Genomic DNA, 16742 nt, shown 5'->3' with positions numbered 1-16742 from the left:
TCAACTTTCTAAAAACTTTTTAATTTCAGGTAATGCGCTAATCGTCCCATCATCGTAGTTGTCAATCAGCCACAGCAAAAGTGATTTACCATGTCGTGTATAGCTGCGAGTTGGATGGTCGTTTTTTTCACCGCATTTTAAAATTGACCTAATAATGTCTCTAGGTTTTTGCCCTTGTTGTGCAGCTTCTGACACTGACTGAAATAGCTGCTCAGGAACCTGATTTGGGTACATTTGACCAAAACCCCTGACAGTCCAAATAAAGCCTGACACCTTATCTGACAACGGTTCTGAGTCGTCTAACTGAATTTCACTGCTGTCAGATGGCGAACCGTCAGCCTGACAGTCAGACTCCTTCGCCTCAAGACTGTACAGTCTCTTAAGATAAGCAACGCTGTCTTCAGATTGAGTTGCTTCAGTGTTTGGCTTGACTGAATCAGTCTCTTTTGGCTTGATTATTTCTGTGCCTTCAGTGTTGGTTTGATAGCGGTGTTGGTAGTGTCTTATGTCAGCCTGTAAACAAATAGTTGGTGGCTCTAGAGTTACAAACAGTATTGGGCGCTCGTGTTGCATAGAAACAGGTTTTAGTCGCTCAAATTCACTCAGCAGTTGAATTCGCGTTTCTTTGTTTGGAACCATAAAATGATCGTTGATCATGTTATTCAACACACCATAACTTTCATTCACTCCTTCGTCGTTAGTGTAATAATTGCCCAATCCTAGCAAGTTAAAGTTTTGGCGACTGTTTTTATCCGCTTTCATTCCGATCGCCTCAAGATTAAACGACTGCAAATCAGCCCAAAGACAAACGTTAAAATCTCGACCATTCAAAACGATATCCACCATTTCAACTAAATACTTAGAAGCTTTAACGGCTGGATGTGAACTTAGTTCTTCCAATGCCAAACTAATGCTAAACCAGTCGCCAAGCAATAGCCGAACAGGGGAAAGGTTCTCTCGTTTTTCTTCTGGCAGCATTCGTCTAGTATTGTAAATTTTCCAAACATGATGAATAACATCTAAAGTTGCCTGAAGATTGGTAATGTCAAAAATTGTTATTCGACCTTTTTCTCGCAACCCACAATAACTGTCATTTTTTTGAGATACTCCCCAAAATTCTGTCTTCGGACACATTTCTAGCAACAAACTAATTAGGCAAGATTGCGTAACTGTTTTACCTCCACCTGTGCCAGCAATATTTAACAGTGATTTTCGAGAACTAGCAAGTCTTTTGAGGATTGGCAGAGCTTTAGTTTCCGAGGGATGGAGTAAACCGAGCGCAATTTCAGGCTTGTTGCTGGCAATTTCGCTAATACCAAAAGTATCAACATCGTTATTGATATTGGGACTATTACCTCTCATCTCAGTAAAACTAGAATCTTCAATCTTGTCGCCAGGATAAGCGATACTGTCAAGCGTCTGTGTCCCGGTCAACATAAACGGAGTTTTTTGACTTTGCAAGAAATCCATGTATTCGCGCTTCTTCTCTTCCGACAGACCAGCGGTTTCTGCCTCAAAAACAGCTTCCTCTGCTTCAAGTGCAGCAATCTTAATGTCTGCTTCTGCCAATACTTCGCACTGTTTGAGAGTCGCTGCCCGATCGTTCGCGGCCGCTTCTAAGTCAGCTTGCAAGTGAAGTTCGTCGATCGCGACGCCCCGATAATCTTGTAACAATTCAGCGCGGGCGTAAATTTGTCCCTTTGCTAAATCCCGTTTTTCTGCAATAAATTCATATCCCGCAAGTTGGCGCTCGGAGTTTTGTAGACTTCGGAATACTACGCCAGCAACACCAATACTGCCAGCAGCAAGTAGCATCCAAGCAGCTTTGTGCGGGTTGGTCGCGGGTATTGTTTTTTGAAAAACTACTTCACTCGGTACGCCGTCAGCCTTCCATTGTTCCGCGTGGTACTTGGTCATTATGTAGGGTTTGCCTATTTTGTCCGCGCATTGTAAAGCTTGTTTGTTGCGAATACAGACTTGCACCATGTCGCTTGCTGTACCCTTAAGCGCGTTAATTCCAGCGTATACGCCGATTGTCAGTGCCAGCCCTGCAATGGACAATTTAGCTACCAATGGGAACCCCTCAAAGGTCATCATCAGCGCCCGATTTGATTGGAGTAATTGGGCGTGTTTAGTTGTTAATGGCATTACTTGGATGCTCCTTTGAATTTGAGAAGCAGGCAAAAAACAATGATTGCAAGGGCGATCGACGGCAGATAGTCGAAATATGCAGGAGTGGATTTTGCAGCCGTCTGTAGCTCTTTTATGGCGCTTCCGATACGTGTTCTAGCTTCTGATGCACCTTGCCATTCAGACAGTGGCTCGATCGAGCTGAAGATCATAGCTCCCGTCACTCCAACACCGACAATTGCCGAAGTTAGCCGACCACTGGATTGTCCGCTGATTTTACCCAAGAGATAAATCTGATAAAGTCCGATCGCAAATATTGAACCGCCCGCGACTTGCATTGAGTGAAAGGCAAACACTACTGCCGAACCAATGGCGGCTGGTGCCATTGTTTCGCAAAAATTGGCGGCGTCTCTGTAGTTTCGTTCGGCATTATTCTCAGGGATTGGTTGGTCGATCGTTGGTGTCGTAAATTGCTGTTGATACTGCGGTTGCTGTAGTTGTTGTTGCTGGATTCCCCCTCCCGCAAAGGAAAGGGGACTTGATCCTATGAACTCGTGCATACGTCCCCTTGGGTTTTACCGATTAAAATTGATTAAATTTGTGAACCAATTACCGTTTTGATTAGATTTTGAAGGGTTAGCAGAACCCCAATTTTGACTACCAACTCTTCCCCCTGATGACACAGATTGACTTGATTGACCGACCATGACAGGCACTTTGTCTTGAATACCCTGGTTGGTTCCATTGGTCGCCCGGTTCAAGAGTTGTTGGCGTTTTGCCCTTAATCCTTCTTGGATTGATTGACGGGTCTGTGCAACTACTCCCCTATTTGCGATCGCCCCCATTTTGTTCTCGTGTGCCCACATCTGAGCCTGCAAATCTTGTTGGAGTTCGTGGGCAATTTCAGTTAATCCCTTCTGCCTTTTGTCCTCAATCTTGAGCATTGTAGCCCGGTCTTTGGCGTCTAATAGCTCCATTTCAGAGCCAAATTCTGCATTGAGTTTGCGAATTTTGGCGATCGCATTGGCTACTTTAGTGCCAAATGTTTTTCTCAATTCTGTCCACGTCACCTGTCCTTCGGCAACTTTTGCCATCGCCTCAAAGTAGGTGCGGGCGTTGTTTAAAAACGGTTCCAGAACTAAGGCAAGCTGTTCAGCATTATTCGCTTTGTCAGCAAAGGCTTCGAGTTGACTAACGTCCGATAGATAGGAGATGATGTCAGATTCTACACCGCCCCACTCTGAGGTTTTTTCGTCAATGTGCGGGCTGTGTCCAGCGGTGGGATTAGCGATTACTAAACTACTGTTATTTCGTCCGTGATCCATTACAATCTCCTTAGACAAACTTTCCTTTTTCAAGGGAGGATTTACACAGAACTAGCGGTTTTCTTGCTGTTGCCGTTGGTTCTGTTGATTAACACATTCCATACATAACCATTTCGATCGACCGCTCAGACGGCGGACAGAATAAACTTTGTAACCATTTAAGCATTTGCTTTCTCCTGATTAAATTTGGGTCAGTATTGACCACAAAAACTAAACTTACACGCTCTCGTTGACAGAGACCTACGATTTGTCGCGCAAGTTTTTGAGGATCTGACTCAAATCGGATTGAATTGCAGTTGCAGTCGATTGAGCAGTTGCAAGCGCTTCCTCGCTCTCTGAGTAGCTTTTGCAAGGATTCTGCAACTCCCCCAACAAGCCGTTATCCTGGTCTGCCAAGAAATTGGCACGGTTAGCAGATTGAATTCCTCGGTTAGCTCGATCAACATCAGAATAAGCTTGCATGACGGTCATGTAGCCGTCGGCTTCTCCTTGCTTGTGAATCAATCCTAAAAGTACCCCCGCATCCTGTCCGTCGGCATATTCGGCGCGGGCGGCAGCTTTAAATAAGTTATCCGCTTGAGCGTTTTTAGCCTCTTGAGTTTTGCCAAGTTGAATGTGTGTTTGAGCTGCGATCGACGGTGCAGAATTTTGGGTTTGAACCATCTGTTCTTGGGGTTCTTGTTGCGGCTGTTGGGGCTCCGATTGCCCTGGAAGTTGTGGGCGGGTGATCGACTGCTCCTCAACTTTTTTGAGTTGGGCAATTTGTTCGGGCGTTAACTGGGTATCGTGACTGATTCTTAAGTTAGATTTTTTAGCCCGCCCCATCAGTTCCTGTACAGGGGTGTTCCATATTTTCGCAAGCTCGCTTAGTCGCATAAAATTCCTCAAGTTCTTTCCAAAATTGTTGATGGCTGTAGGAGTCTTGGTGACTCGCCACATGTTCTTCTAGCTCGGCGTAGGTCGGTTTAGGAAGGCACGACATATACCGCTTAATTTTTTTGAGTACCCACTGTTGATGAGCATTCCAAGGTTGTCTAGGGGCCCAAAGATACTCCCCTGTTGCTGGGTCGATCAAGTAGTCGTCAAGGGTAAAAGCAAGTATTTTGTCCCATTCGTTGACTGTTACCCACGATCGCCGGAGCTGGACTTTGCAAAAATCTCGACGCCCCCATTCGGGATTGACTGAACGAAATGCGAGGGCTTTTACTTGCCGTCCCGTCTGCACTTCAGAGACTGCGGTGAACATTATTTTTATGTTTGTCGGTGATGTTCAGCGTTCGATGTTCAGTGGTTAAATCAAAAAAAATTATCGTCCGTTTCCCCGATCGGGTGCAGAATCTTCTGGCGCAGGATAAACGGCGGTTGCGTCGTAGTAACCATAGGATGTGGCGTTTCTGCGAACACTTTTGGCGGCATCGTCAGGGGTGCGACCGTAGCCTTTGGTTTTGACAGTGGGATTTTCTGAGCGCTCAACAACAACATCAAACTGTTGTGGAATGGGTTGTGCTAGGCGTTGAGCTATAAGGATTTGGTGAAAAAGCATAAGTTGTACCTTTGTCCGATTGACCAACAATAAACCCCTCACTTGGAGGGGTAAATGGATAAAATCCTGATTGTGAAATTTAGAGTTAAAAACCCCACTCGCGCTTAAGTGTAGCTGCACGAATTCGAGCCAAGCGCGAGCACTTGCGGGTTGAACCCCAATGGTAAACAGTGTCAGGTTCAACCCCAAAAACTTGGGCAAATTGCTCAGCAGTTATTTCGTATTTGCCCTGAGCTAACCACAGCAATTCGATCGGGTCAAATTCATCTGGAAATTCTGTCACGCCCTGAAATATTGCAACAGGGTTCGCAATTGTTGATACACTAGACATATCGTTATTTCTCCTAGCCTGGATTAAGTAATGGTCGGCCCTGGGTGTTTGTCACGCACCGCAGGGCATTTCAACGGTTATCGATCAAGATTAAGTGGCTGGTGCAAATCAGCCAACAAAGCGATTCGAGGTTTAGCGTCATCAATGTTCTGAAAATCGCTACAAATTAACGTCAGCAAATCTTTGAAATAATCTGCACCAATTTCTTTCTGTGTAATTACTACAGGTTCAGATATTCCCCTGTACCAAAGATGTAAATGGTTGTGTTTGTCGAGCTGAAAAGCAACAATTTCGTCAGTATCAATCCCTAACCACTGGCTTGAGCCGTCAGTTGCATTGGCTTTTAATGGAAATCTAATTTTCACTCCTTAACCTCCATAACTTTCAACTCTCTCTCGGAAAACCCCAAAGCTTTTTCAGTTCCTCCTGTTTTTTGGTGGTAAAAGCTCAGCTTTTGCGTATCCGTAGTCGGCAAAATAATCCCTCCAGTTGCGCTCTTGCATGACGCCCTCTCCATTTATTGGTGGGTACAGATTGTGGAACTTTACCAACCAGTAAGGAGAGTCAAAGGTCAACCGATCTCTCTCCGTGTAGGTCATTCTGGCTAGAGGCAGAGGCCAGGGCCTAGACCAGGCATAGCAGGTAAAAAATTTATGCAACTGTTGCTGCCTCGCGAAATGCAATCTTCTATTCCGATCGGACACGGTTTTTTACTCATTGCTTACCACCAGTTTTGTTGTTCCTCCTAATTGTTTCTCCGCCACTGTTCGCGTTTGTTGTGGCACGGGACGCAGACGCACTGCACTTCTAAATGATTGATAGCTGCGTAACCGAGATAGTGATCGTATTCGTGCAGTCTGTCGCTCCCAATGTGCCCGCAGTCGGTACAAGGCACAGTTTGAGCGCGAGGTAATTTACCGTTACGAACTTCCCGGTTTACCCAATTGCGTGCTTGCTGTTTGTCGCCATCCCTGGGAGGGTGAACGGCAAAACCACGCGGTTTTTGTTGATCGGGTGGGACGGGTTTGTAGCGCTGGCGGTCTTTAGTCCGAGTGCAACTTTTGCACCTGTTACTTTTACCGTCGATCGCTCCTGAATCTTTATTAAAAAAGTCGAGCGGTGCCCAATTTTTACAAGCTGAACACCACTTAAAACCCGATTGGCGTTTTTGAGAATACTCTTGCCAGGTGCAGCCGATTCTACAAGCGGCTGATTTTTGCCCTCCTAATTTTGTGTTAGCCATAAATTTTCTCTAAAAGCAGATCCGCACAGTCTAGAGCTTCCCCAACCATTTGGGTGTGCGTCATGTGGAACTCTGGTTCTGAAATCCAAAGCATTGTATTACTTTGAACAAGAGCAGCCAGTATTGGCACGGCTACCGACAATCGCTGCTGCTTTTTCTGATGCTCGGCAAACATCGCTACATATTGCTGGGAAGTTTCTGCTTCGTTCATTCATTACCTCACTACTAATTGAATTTGCCACCACCTCAGCCGATCGCGCTTCGAGTTCGCTACTTCTCAGGGATAATAAAGGTCGGTAAAATCTCGCTGCAAATGCTTGAGGCTTCTTTGGTTAATAGGAAGTGCTACGTTAAGTGAATAATGACTTTCCCATTGATTGCTAAAATTCAAACCCAAAGTTAAAGCAGCCATAATCAAACATCCGTTGGAGATATAAGGACTTCGGATAGGAGAAAGCTTAAGTTGTTCTTGAGCACGTCTCCACCAATTTTCTGCTCCGTGCTTATATCCGTAACTAGAATGACGCCTGTTAAGCGTTTTAGTAAACTCAAGTTGCGAAAGCCAATAGCGAGAACGGTAGATTTGATCTAAATAATCCTTATTTTTCCATTGGCTTACGTTCCAATCGGTGTTTGTGATTTGCATTGAACGACAATACCTCTGCCAAGACAATTCGCTATCGAAGTATCCGTGATAGTTTGACCAAGGATGCTTCTTTGCGGTGGCTCGGACTTTTATCCATTCGGAATGAAAGTCAATTGCAGGCAAAAAAGGAAAGTCACATTCACTGAGATATTTTGTGGTCATATCATCTCACTACTAACTTTATTGCCCACCGCTTCAGCAAATCGCTGTCATTGAGGCTGCTAGTTCTCAAAGGTTGGCGGCGGTGGCTTATCACTTTTCACTTACTACCTCCCGTTTAAAGTTTCCTCCATTTCCACTGCTTGATCAACCTCGGTCGCATCATCTTCTAAATAGAAAAGAAAGTCGCCCGGTTGTATTTTGAATGCGCGACAAATTAACTGCAAGGTAGAAGTATTAGGCAGCCAAAAAGGATCGTTCCACGCAGACAAAGCAGTAGCCTGTCCAATTCCTTTTTTGCGAGGATCGGCTTTTTTGGTTGCGACCTTCAGTTGATTTGCGTTTTCGATTCCTTTTGCTACTAAAACACTTCTTAATTTGTTCATTACTGGCATTTGCACAATACTTTATCAATATAGTCTATACGTTGACAAGTTGTCAAGCTGTAGACTATATTGATGAAAGTCCTGATAGGGGACAAAAAAACAGCCTTGTCAGGCCGCCGGGTAGCGGGGATGGAAGACACGCCGAACCTGCTACTCCCTTTAATTTTTCAACGCAATCGCCACAAAAAATCAGTAACTTATCCAGAGCCGAGGCCGCTATGTCCACCAAAAATCCCAGCCACATCGAAAAACTGATTGAAGCGATCGTCAAAATGCCTCCAGAATGGGCACTTACCCTCTGCGTGGGGAAGAAGAATTTATGGCCCGCTTGGAACACTGCCAAGCTCGATCACAACCTGTTAATAGATGCGATCGCAAACCAACGGAATCATGCAGGCAAGCACACCGCATGGACTGGAGTCAGCCTCGTCACTGGCCCGATGTCGGGTGGCGTCATGGCGATCGACTTTGACGGCGAAGCTGCTCTGCCAAAATATGAAGAGCTCAGCGGGGGCGTTCCGCTTCCCGTGACTCGGATGTGGACATCAGGCAAGCCCGGACACTTTCAAGTTTTGCTGCGAGTGCCACAAGCGCAATGGTCAGATTTAAAGCCGCTAAAATTTCACATTCTCAATGCAAAGCACCGAGAAAATTTAGGACTATCCCAGGAAGAACTGGCCCAACGCCTTGGTGAAGGTGTACGCCCTGAACAAATTGCCGAGTGGGAATCAGGTTCTTTGCAGCCAATCCCCCCAGCGATCGGCAAAAAAATCGCAGAAATTTTCGGAATGGCCGACACAGACCCCACCGAAAAACTGGAATTTCGCTGGAACCAGTGCAGCACTTTACCCCCCAGCATTCACCCCGATACTAAATCTCCTTATTATTGGGAAAACTGGGACGAGAACTACGACTGGGAGAACTGGCAGGAGTTTGTACCGATCGCGCCGGATTGGGCGATCGACTTGATGCGCGGTTCCCAGCATTCTGAAACTCAACAGTCCAAGCCCCAGCAGTCCGAACCGATAATATACGAGAAAAGTTTAAGCGATATTCTCGAAAGCGATATTTTGCCGAGGCTGGACGCCGAAAGTTTTTACGGTGAGCGCGTCAAGCTCAAGAAAGTTGGCAAGAATCTTGTGGGCTTGTGTCCGTTCCACGATGAAAACACAGGCAGTTTTACGGTCAGCTCAGATACCAAACTTTTTAAATGTTTTGGGTGTGACGCTGGTGGCGGGCCCGTCCAATTTCTTCATCAGATCGGTGGCGGTAGTGGGTCGCCATCGGGCAAGGACTTTGTGGAAGTCGTGAGACAATTGGGCGATCGGGTTGGGGTGAGTTTGCCGGACTTGGGCGACGTTAGATCCAAATTCAGTAGCCAACAACAGCCCAAAGCTGTAAAATCGTCGTTGACAAATAACGGCGGTACACCACTTCAAGAAACTGCCACCGCAACACTAAATTCAATTGAAGAAGCGATCGACTTTGAGATTAATTCCGGTGTCATCGGTTCAAGGCTATCAGTTGGATTAAATAAAATAGCGGCTTTTTCAAAATTTGGGATTAGGGAAATCCGGCAGATTTATGACGAAAGGGTAAAAGAAAAAACGCAGGCAGAAGATCGAGAAGATACGGCATCAGAAATAGCGCAACTGTTGGCGTCGAAATCGGCGAAGCTTGATATTGCCGAAATTTTGCCGGGAACGTTAGCTCAACCTATCAAGAAAATGGCACAAAAAATGAGCCTCCGAGCAGAATGTTACCTACTCGCATTATTGACCCAGTGCGCGTCGCTGCTGCCGGCGAGTACCCAAACAATGCTGCACCCGCCAACAAACTACCGAGTTCGCCCCAATTATTTCGGAGCGACGATCGCCGAGAGTGGCGAAGGGAAAAGCCCAGTCGGACGGGCAATAATCACCGATCCGATGGCCGCGTTGCTAGATAAAGCGAAAGCCGATTATGAAAATGCTTTGGCTGCTTACGACGTTGATTTTGCAACTTGGAATGACAATAAGAACAAAGAGGACAGGGGCCCTGCGCCAGTTGCGCCGGTTCGCAAAGTTTACTATTTCACGAAACAAACTGGCGAAGGAATTGCGGCGCAAGCTGGCAGGATGCCAGAGCAGGGAATGCTTTATTACTGCGACGAACTCGCAAGTTTGTTCAAGTCAGCGAATCAATACCGAGGAGGAAAAGGGTCAGATGAGGAAGATTTATTGGAGTATTGGAGCGGTGGCGGGGCTACAGTGCTTCGCGCAGGAGGTTTAACCGTTGACGTTCGCAACGTTTCTCTGTCGATATTTGGAAACATCCAGCCAAAAGTTTTGGCTAAATTCATGGGAGACGGTGAAGATAACAACGGGAAATTTGCCCGGTTCGATTTCATCCGCCAACCGCCGACAATAACGAGATTGTCGGGCGATTCAACAACTCTCGATTTGAGCCCGATGCTCACCAGCCTTTATCAAAATTTAGATAATTTATCAATAAATTATTTCGAGCTAGATAAAGCCGCTCACGATTTATTTACATCTTTTTACGATAGCTGCTCGGAAAGAAAATTTGCACATCCCAAGCAGGGTATGCGAGCAATGCTGGGTAAAGCTCCAGAAAAAGTTGGGAAAATCGCCACTATTTTGCACTGCATTCAAGCTGCCCATCACGGCACCGAAGTCCCTCAATACATATCAGCAGATAGCGTTCGAGGTGCTATCAAATTTGTTCAATATACGATCGATCAAGCCTTAAGTATAAGCACAGAAGGAGAAGCCGAAGCCGAAGCTAGTTCTTTGGCACCAAACTTGCTGAAAATTTTGGAACTAGCCGAGCGCAAAGGTGGCAGCATTTCCGCTCGCGATACTTCCAAGTCTTTCACCTCAAAAAACAGACCGACAACACAGCAGGTTAGCCAATGGTTTGGTGAATTGGCCGAGCTGAAGTACGGGGAGGTGACAACAAAAGGTACGAGCTTCCTTTTTACCCTCTGCCCCCAGTCCCCACCGCCCCCAGCAGATGAAAATCAAGAGTCAGTAATAGTTTCAGTAGTCCCCGACAGTGATTCTAGCAGTCCCCCACCGCCCCCGGCAGAAGACATTACCGGGGGCGCAGGAAATGCCGCCCCCGACGCTATCCCCGAAGCCGTCCCCGGCGTCAAAACCTCACCAGATAAAGGTTTAGAGCCTGTCGGGGGCGCTGGGGACGATTTTCTAAGCAACTTAGTACCCAGAGTCCGATCGGCTCAGACATGGGCAGAGGTCGAGGCGGTCTGGAACGGCAATGAGGAACTGAAGGCCCGAATTAAAGCCGCACTTACTCGCGAAGAACTTGCGAGGATTGGACGACTGTATAAAGCAGCTAACCCTAGTAATAGTGAGGAATAAAAAATGCAAAAAAAACCCGGTCTTAAAACAATTCTTTCTTTAGTAAAACCAAAAATAAAGTGCATTCATTGTGGCGGAGAATGCCCGCCGACAGACACCGCTTATTCAAATTGGTGCGATGAGTGTTTCCTTAACCCGCCACTCGGTCATCGGTTCCGGGAAGCCACGCCCGAAGATATCGCACAAATGTTGAATTATCAGGAAAAGAGTAAGGCATCTTTGGCTGCTAAAAAAGCGAATAAGAAAGCTTTCGCAACAACTAGCGATACTATTAGCCAACAGAAGGGTACAGGTAAAAAACGGACTATAACTGTAGACAACAACAACTTAAACAGTGATGACGATTTAATTTTTAACTGTCAGGCTTGAATAAAAGGAGAAGTAATGCTACCAAAACTAAATCTTGAGTTAACAGTCGAGCAACAATTTATGTTGCAAGTTTACCAGAAGCAAATTGCGAATCTTTCCCCAGAGGACTGCTGCAAAATGTTGCTCGAAACAATTACTCAAAACATGATGAAAGATAACGCAATCAAAACTTTATTGAGGGTTGATGGAAGATAATTTAAAACCGTCAAGCTTAGTTAAGCTCAGAGATGAAAGACGATTGCAGTCAATTTCAATGTCGCCAATAGAAGAAGCTCAAAAATATCTATTTGCTTACACCGACAATCCCCCGTTTTCTCCCGGTCGAGAATACGATCGCGAAACAGTCGAACTTTGGGCTCAATCCGAACGGGCTGAAATAGGCGACATTATCCTCGAACTTTACCGCCGCCAGTTTGATGACTGCGAACTGGAGTTAGTCGGGTTCGTGCGTTGGGCTATCGTAAGTGGCGACCCAGAAACTGCCCAGCAAATTCAAGAAATTCTCAAGGAAGTTTGCAGCAGCGGTCATGCCGATCGGCGCAAGATATGGAACGCGCTGAGCCAGTCGGAGCAATCGGCATTTAAGGCGTTGCTTGCGATCGACTCCAAACCTGTGGCTTTAACTAACAGATAGACACAACCACTTTTAGTACCAAAGGATTTTTTGCCAATGACAATGCTTTTTGTTGTAGACACTGAAACTACTGGATTGTCCGCAGAAATCGCGCAACTGTGCGAAATTTCTGGAACATTGTACCGCATTGGATCAACTAAAGAAACCACAGGCATGATTGCATCAGTGTCAACATTAATGCCTGTAAGAGAAGATGTTTTAGTAACTAAGGAATCTGAGGCGATTAACGGCATTTCACAAGAACTGACAACTTCAGTTTGCGGGTACGCAAAAGAATACGGGTATCACAAAAACGCAGTGGACTTGTTCATAGAAATGGCTAATTCTGCCGATTATATGTTTGCGTTTAACGCCGAATTTGACAAAGCGTTTCTTAAAACGTTGATTCGTACTGACAATTGGATTTGCGCGATGCAGGATTTTGATTGGGGCTATCCCAAAAAAGCGCACGGCAATTACAAATTAATTGATTTGGCTTTGTGGTTGGGAGTTGGAATAAGTACCGTCCACCGCGCCGGGGATGATGTGAGGCTTTTAGTAGAGTGTTTGAATCGCTGTAAAGACAATCTCGGAGAGTTGATAGATAGAGCCGCTATTCGAGCCAATTCTCCAATACTTGAAGTACATGCGCTTGTTAGTTATGCCGATCGGGAATTAGCCAAAACAGCGGGGTTTATTTGGGAGCCGTATCAAAAAATTTGGTTAAAACAAGTTAAGAAATGTGATTTTCAGGAATTTGTGCAAACTTTAAATTTTGAAGTAGAGGTATTTTAAAATGATGAATCCAGAAATTGAACAATTAACCCGCTGCATTGAACAGCTAGTCTGTCGTATAGAAACACTTGAAGCAACCATCAGAAATTCTGGATTGATAAAACAAGAATTTAAACCGCTAAAATCGGCGGCAATAGCGCTCGAACAATCCGAACTAACACTTAGAAAATCTGTAAATGCTGCAAGGTTAAATCCGCGCAAGCACCGCGCTAAAGCTGGTATTCACTACAGTTTTAAAGGCAATCGAATACTTATTAATGTTGCGGCGTGGCAGAGGGATATTTGCTCAATACCACCAGAAAATCTGTGATTTTACAAATCGCCCAAACTCCCCAGCCGCTACACTGGAATTAATTGGGGTAGCACCCGGTGCCAATTACCAATTATTCATTACCCATCATTAAGCGCCCCCGACCTTGTGCCGGGGGTTTTGTTTGAGGGACGATCGACTGCACTAATCCTCCTTTGCTTCCAGAAATTTTCTCAACTCGGGTATTATCCGCTTGGGCCACTTTGTGTCTGGGGGGAGTGATTGCTTCAAGAAATTTACAATCTCGCCCACTTGTTCTGGTAGATCGATCGCGGGTGCTAGCTGCTGTTCCGCTTCTGGGGGTTTGGATTGTAGATTTTGGATTTTAGATTTTAGTTGCTCTATTTCAGTGTCGCGGTCTGAGATTTTTTGGTTGGCTGCTGTCAGTTGCGATCGCGCTTCTTCTAATTCCTTCTCTATCCTGCCAATCTTTGCCCCGGCCTCATTCATCACGCCAGCATAGTAGCGCGTGTTTTCCGTTGCTGCCTGCTTTAGCGCTTCATTCTCGGTCTGCACTGTCGCAAGTTGCGATCGCACTTCTGCCAGCTCCTCTTGGGCTTTCTCTAATTTGTCGGTGTGGGCTTTCTCTAATTCCTGCCTGAGCGATTCGTCATCGTTGCGATCGGTCAGGCGCTCAACTTTTCCAGCCGTTCCTCCATTGCCTCCATCTTTTCAGCCATCTGCCGTATCAGTGCCAGTGTGGTATCCGGTGTATTGTTTGATATGTTACCCGGTGCGCTGTCTAGTGTGGTGCGCGGTGTGGTACTTGGTGTGAGATTCTCTAGTTGAAAGTATTGTGCTAGTGCTTTGTTTACCGCCGCCGAATACATCAGCCCCTTTTTAGATTCTAAGCCGTGTGTGGTGCAAAACTCAACCAGCGCTTGCTCTACAGCGGGGTCAAGGTATACGGCGATGTGCTTTTTATCGGTTGCCATAGTCTGTTATTCCCTCAGTCGGTACAATATCAATATACCATACCTAATAGTAGAGTAACAGATTATAAGTTATTTAGTATCCTTTAGTATCACACTATAAGTTATCTGTATGTTACTGGTATTGTACATAGTATTGTATCAAGCTATGATGGTAGCATACCAAGAAAACAAAACCACCGCCCAAAGTTTACGAGGCCGAAGGCGGTGGCTAATCCCAAAGGATCTAACAATGAACGTAACACAATCTGCTACGACGATCGACACTGCCGCACCCGCAACCTTCACCTGTTCCCAGTGTCCGTTCGCCAGACAAATCGAAGACAACCGTTATTGTTGCCAAGTCTCCCAAACCGCCAGCGACGTAAAACGCGGCCACTGGGAAGCAACCATCTCCTGCTACGAAGCACTGGCAGCAGCCGAAGCCGAGAAAGTCACCGCCGAAACTGAAGCGCCGATCGCCCCAGCACCGACTGAAACCGCACCCGCACCGATAGCAACACCCGCAACACCTACAACATTTCCAGCACCGACACCCGCAGCACCCGCACCAATCACCGCTGGCATTGATGAAGAGCCGCCCATCCGAGGTGATGGACGCGGGCGAGTGCAGCCAGCCAAATCGCACGATCGAACCACAGCCCAACTGGCAATTATTCGGGATGAGCTAGCAGCTATTGGAATCAAGCTCGGCAAGCTAATCAAGAGTCGCGAAGATATCAAAGGTTGGCGACTCGACTGGGATGGCGACAAGGCTGGCTTGTACTGGACGATCGGCAATGGCTGGGAAATTGCCTCGCTCAAGTATGAAGCGGAACTGACCGGGAACTGGGAAGGCTTCGATCTGATGGAACATCTCGACTGCAATGGGATTAAGCTTCCCGAATAGTCGATTGCGATTGGGGGAGCAATCCCCCCTCTCTACACCAACAACACCATAGGAAAAAAACTATGCAAGCTATACCGCAAAAAGACTGGGATAAATACCTCGATCGCAAAGCAGCCGAATTCCTCGCAGCCAAACAGATTATCAAATCTCACCTCGTCCCGGGAGACGGCGCTCAAGCCCCCGGATTTGTAACCCTCCGGCAGTGGGGTCTGCAGTACGCAACCCATTTCTACAACGCACAGGATGGCGGCTTCCACCACGGGCATTACTTTCCTAACCTCCCTCAAGCCGAAGCCGACTTCGCCCGTCGCGTGAACGACTACGCACCCGCTACTAACTAACACCCGCGTCCCTTGCCTCACTCTAAAACAGTGGGGCTTCTTAAAGTTCTTGAATCTAAAATAATATAATTAATTTTGCTTAACTACTTATTAACTCAATCCCACCAAAAAAAGTTCAGTTTTTGGTGGCTCGTTTCCAAGCTTCCTCAAAATCGCGCTTGCTGATGTGTTGGTGATATTTGTCAAAGTGAATTTTGAGCGAATGCCCCATCCATCGAGCAACGATTGCCGGATCGATTCCGAGCACAGATCCGCGAACGGCGTAGGCATCGCGCAAGTGGTAAGCCGTCAAGTCAATGCCTTGTGCACGCAGACCGGGAGTAACTTTCGCACCAATACTTTGGTTTGTTCTGCCTTCAGTTTGCGTGTTTGGTAAAATCCCATCCCAGAGTTGCCAGTCCGATCGCCACTTAGGCATCAACGGCAAAATCAACCGCTCTTTGGTTTTGGTGTCGGGCAACACGCGCAGCCAGCCCGGTTCGGAATTTACCTCGGAGCAGTCGAGTTTGAAAATTTCGTGAGGTCTAAGGCCGTAAGCGGCCAGCATCCCAAAAACCCACTGCCATGCGGGGTTGCTAATAGATTCGCGCATCGCTTCAATTTCCAAATCTGAAGGCAGATTTCGTTGGATTTTTGCACCGCACCCCGCAGCTAATTCCGAAAATTTATTTTCAATTCCTGCAAATCTGGCGATCGCCCCGTAGGCAAAGCACAATTTTTGCCGGGTGCGGGTTCCCGGCTGGGATTTTAAAATTTCGGTTTTTAGTAATTCTTCTGTCAGGGGCTTGCTCGGATCGAGCCGATCGAACGCTTCTTGATACGACGCTTTCCATGTCGAAATTTTTGCCAGCGATCGCTCCCGCGACTCCCAATAATTATTTTCAAACTTGCTCACCCATTCACCAACAGTCTCCGCAGGTTTGTGCTTTCCTTTGAGCCAGGGCGTCCAATCAAACTTTTCTCGGATTAACTGCCCTTCAATTTCCAGGGCCTTAGCTTTGGCAAACTTCAATCCTTCGGCGTGAGCTCCATAGCCGGTGCTAAGTTCGCAGCGCTTGGGCTTGTCACCGTCGCCTGGTTTTGGCGGCAAGGTCGCTCGCAGGTACAGCCGATCGCCCTTCTGTCGAATCTGCACTCGATCGAGCGCAGCGTTTGCTTTCCCCAGTGCTTCCCCAAAATCGCGCATAAGATATATCAAAATAATGGCAATATCTTGATATATCTTATTTGACGGGTAAAAGTAAATCAATTAAAAACTTGTTGAAAGCCTTATTTAGAACGGAGAGGGAGGGATTTGAACCCTCGAAGGATGTTAACACCCTTAACAGATTAGCAATCTGCCGCTTT

General features: G+C 46.4%; 23 protein-coding genes. 8 read left to right on the top strand and 15 right to left on the bottom strand.

Features of this window, described 5'->3' with window-relative positions:
• From QUA47_RS15600 to QUA47_RS15545, 12 genes are all read right to left on the bottom strand, one after another.
• The gene (locus QUA47_RS15600) at positions 1-2148 is read right to left on the bottom strand and encodes a hypothetical protein (protein WP_333431404.1); all 2148 of its coding nucleotides are present in this window, start codon (positions 2146-2148) and stop codon (positions 1-3) included.
• On the bottom strand, positions 2148-2690 hold the full coding sequence (locus QUA47_RS15595; RefSeq protein ID WP_333431403.1) for a hypothetical protein: 543 nt from the start codon (positions 2688-2690) through the stop codon (positions 2148-2150). The genes QUA47_RS15600 and QUA47_RS15595 overlap by 1 nt, the downstream gene beginning before the upstream one ends.
• Before the next feature lie 15 nt (positions 2691-2705).
• Entirely contained in the window at positions 2706-3455 is a 750-nt protein-coding gene (locus QUA47_RS15590) for a hypothetical protein (protein WP_333431402.1), read from the bottom strand.
• Between the two features lie 240 nt (positions 3456-3695).
• On the bottom strand, positions 3696-4331 hold the full coding sequence (locus tag QUA47_RS15585; protein ID WP_333431401.1) for a hypothetical protein: 636 nt from the start codon (positions 4329-4331) through the stop codon (positions 3696-3698).
• Positions 4267-4701, bottom strand: coding sequence for a hypothetical protein (locus QUA47_RS15580; protein WP_333431400.1), 435 nt, complete (start codon positions 4699-4701; stop codon positions 4267-4269). Before QUA47_RS15580 ends, QUA47_RS15585 begins: the two co-directional genes overlap by 65 nt.
• 60 nt (positions 4702-4761) lie before the next feature.
• Positions 4762-4998: a hypothetical protein gene (locus QUA47_RS15575; protein WP_333431399.1), complete on the bottom strand. Its 237-nt coding sequence runs from the start codon at positions 4996-4998 to the stop codon at positions 4762-4764.
• 85 nt (positions 4999-5083) lie between these two features.
• A complete protein-coding gene (locus QUA47_RS15570) occupies positions 5084-5329 on the bottom strand; it encodes a hypothetical protein (RefSeq protein ID WP_333431398.1) in 246 nt (81 codons plus the stop codon).
• A gap of 77 nt (positions 5330-5406) precedes the next feature.
• Positions 5407-5694: a hypothetical protein gene (locus tag QUA47_RS15565; RefSeq protein ID WP_333431397.1), complete on the bottom strand. Its 288-nt coding sequence runs from the start codon at positions 5692-5694 to the stop codon at positions 5407-5409.
• Between the two features lie 380 nt (positions 5695-6074).
• Entirely contained in the window at positions 6075-6572 is a 498-nt protein-coding gene (locus tag QUA47_RS15560; RefSeq protein WP_333431396.1) for a hypothetical protein, read from the bottom strand.
• Complete coding sequence (locus QUA47_RS15555; protein WP_333431395.1) at positions 6565-6783, bottom strand: hypothetical protein; 219 nt, start codon at positions 6781-6783, stop codon at positions 6565-6567. Before QUA47_RS15555 ends, QUA47_RS15560 begins: the two co-directional genes overlap by 8 nt.
• Positions 6784-6849: 66 nt before the next feature.
• On the bottom strand, positions 6850-7380 hold the full coding sequence (locus QUA47_RS15550; RefSeq protein ID WP_333431394.1) for a hypothetical protein: 531 nt from the start codon (positions 7378-7380) through the stop codon (positions 6850-6852).
• A gap of 104 nt (positions 7381-7484) precedes the next feature.
• The gene (locus QUA47_RS15545; RefSeq protein WP_333431393.1) at positions 7485-7763 is read right to left on the bottom strand and encodes a helix-turn-helix transcriptional regulator; all 279 of its coding nucleotides are present in this window, start codon (positions 7761-7763) and stop codon (positions 7485-7487) included.
• A gap of 218 nt (positions 7764-7981) precedes the next feature.
• Between QUA47_RS15545 and QUA47_RS15540 the strand changes: the two genes are divergently transcribed.
• Genes QUA47_RS15540 through QUA47_RS15515 form a run of 6 tightly spaced genes read left to right on the top strand, consistent with a single transcriptional unit; the run spans position 7982 to position 13233 of the window.
• Positions 7982-11146 carry a DUF3987 domain-containing protein gene (locus QUA47_RS15540; protein WP_333431392.1) on the top strand — a complete coding sequence of 1055 codons (3165 nt, stop codon included), beginning with the start codon at positions 7982-7984 and terminating at the stop codon, positions 11144-11146.
• 3 nt (positions 11147-11149) lie between these two features.
• Positions 11150-11515 carry a hypothetical protein gene (locus QUA47_RS15535; protein ID WP_333431391.1) on the top strand — a complete coding sequence of 122 codons (366 nt, stop codon included), beginning with the start codon at positions 11150-11152 and terminating at the stop codon, positions 11513-11515.
• 15 nt (positions 11516-11530) lie between these two features.
• Positions 11531-11710: an NblA/ycf18 family protein gene (locus QUA47_RS15530; protein ID WP_333431390.1), complete on the top strand. Its 180-nt coding sequence runs from the start codon at positions 11531-11533 to the stop codon at positions 11708-11710.
• Positions 11700-12149, top strand: coding sequence for a hypothetical protein (locus QUA47_RS15525; protein ID WP_333431389.1), 450 nt, complete (start codon positions 11700-11702; stop codon positions 12147-12149). Before QUA47_RS15530 ends, QUA47_RS15525 begins: the two co-directional genes overlap by 11 nt.
• 36 nt (positions 12150-12185) lie before the next feature.
• Entirely contained in the window at positions 12186-12923 is a 738-nt protein-coding gene (locus QUA47_RS15520; protein WP_333431388.1) for a 3'-5' exonuclease, read from the top strand.
• Position 12924: 1 nt separating this feature from the next.
• Positions 12925-13233 carry a hypothetical protein gene (locus QUA47_RS15515; protein ID WP_333431387.1) on the top strand — a complete coding sequence of 103 codons (309 nt, stop codon included), beginning with the start codon at positions 12925-12927 and terminating at the stop codon, positions 13231-13233.
• Positions 13234-13377: 144 nt separating this feature from the next.
• On the opposite strand, the gene QUA47_RS15510 is transcribed toward QUA47_RS15515, so the two are convergent.
• Both QUA47_RS15510 and QUA47_RS15505 read right to left on the bottom strand, forming a co-directional pair.
• Positions 13378-13770, bottom strand: coding sequence for a hypothetical protein (locus QUA47_RS15510; RefSeq protein WP_333431386.1), 393 nt, complete (start codon positions 13768-13770; stop codon positions 13378-13380).
• Between the two features lie 89 nt (positions 13771-13859).
• Positions 13860-14168: a hypothetical protein gene (locus QUA47_RS15505; protein WP_333431385.1), complete on the bottom strand. Its 309-nt coding sequence runs from the start codon at positions 14166-14168 to the stop codon at positions 13860-13862.
• A 229-nt stretch (positions 14169-14397) separates the two neighbouring features.
• Here QUA47_RS15505 and QUA47_RS15500 point away from each other — a divergent pair, with 229 nt between their 5' ends.
• Together QUA47_RS15500 and QUA47_RS15495 are read left to right on the top strand one after the other, a co-directional pair.
• Positions 14398-15054 carry a hypothetical protein gene (locus QUA47_RS15500; protein WP_333431384.1) on the top strand — a complete coding sequence of 219 codons (657 nt, stop codon included), beginning with the start codon at positions 14398-14400 and terminating at the stop codon, positions 15052-15054.
• 62 nt (positions 15055-15116) lie between these two features.
• Positions 15117-15395: a hypothetical protein gene (locus QUA47_RS15495; protein WP_333431383.1), complete on the top strand. Its 279-nt coding sequence runs from the start codon at positions 15117-15119 to the stop codon at positions 15393-15395.
• A 115-nt stretch (positions 15396-15510) separates the two neighbouring features.
• On the opposite strand, the gene QUA47_RS15490 is transcribed toward QUA47_RS15495, so the two are convergent.
• Positions 15511-16581 (bottom strand): hypothetical protein, encoded by a 1071-nt coding sequence (locus QUA47_RS15490; RefSeq protein ID WP_333431382.1) that lies wholly within the window; start codon positions 16579-16581, stop codon positions 15511-15513.
• Positions 16582-16742 lie beyond the last annotated feature (161 nt).

It is taken from the genome of Microcoleus sp. MON2_D5 (assembly GCF_036701905.1).
Lineage (GTDB): Bacteria > Cyanobacteriota > Cyanobacteriia > Cyanobacteriales > Microcoleaceae > Microcoleus.
This window is presented reverse-complemented; position numbering and strand designations above follow the sequence as displayed.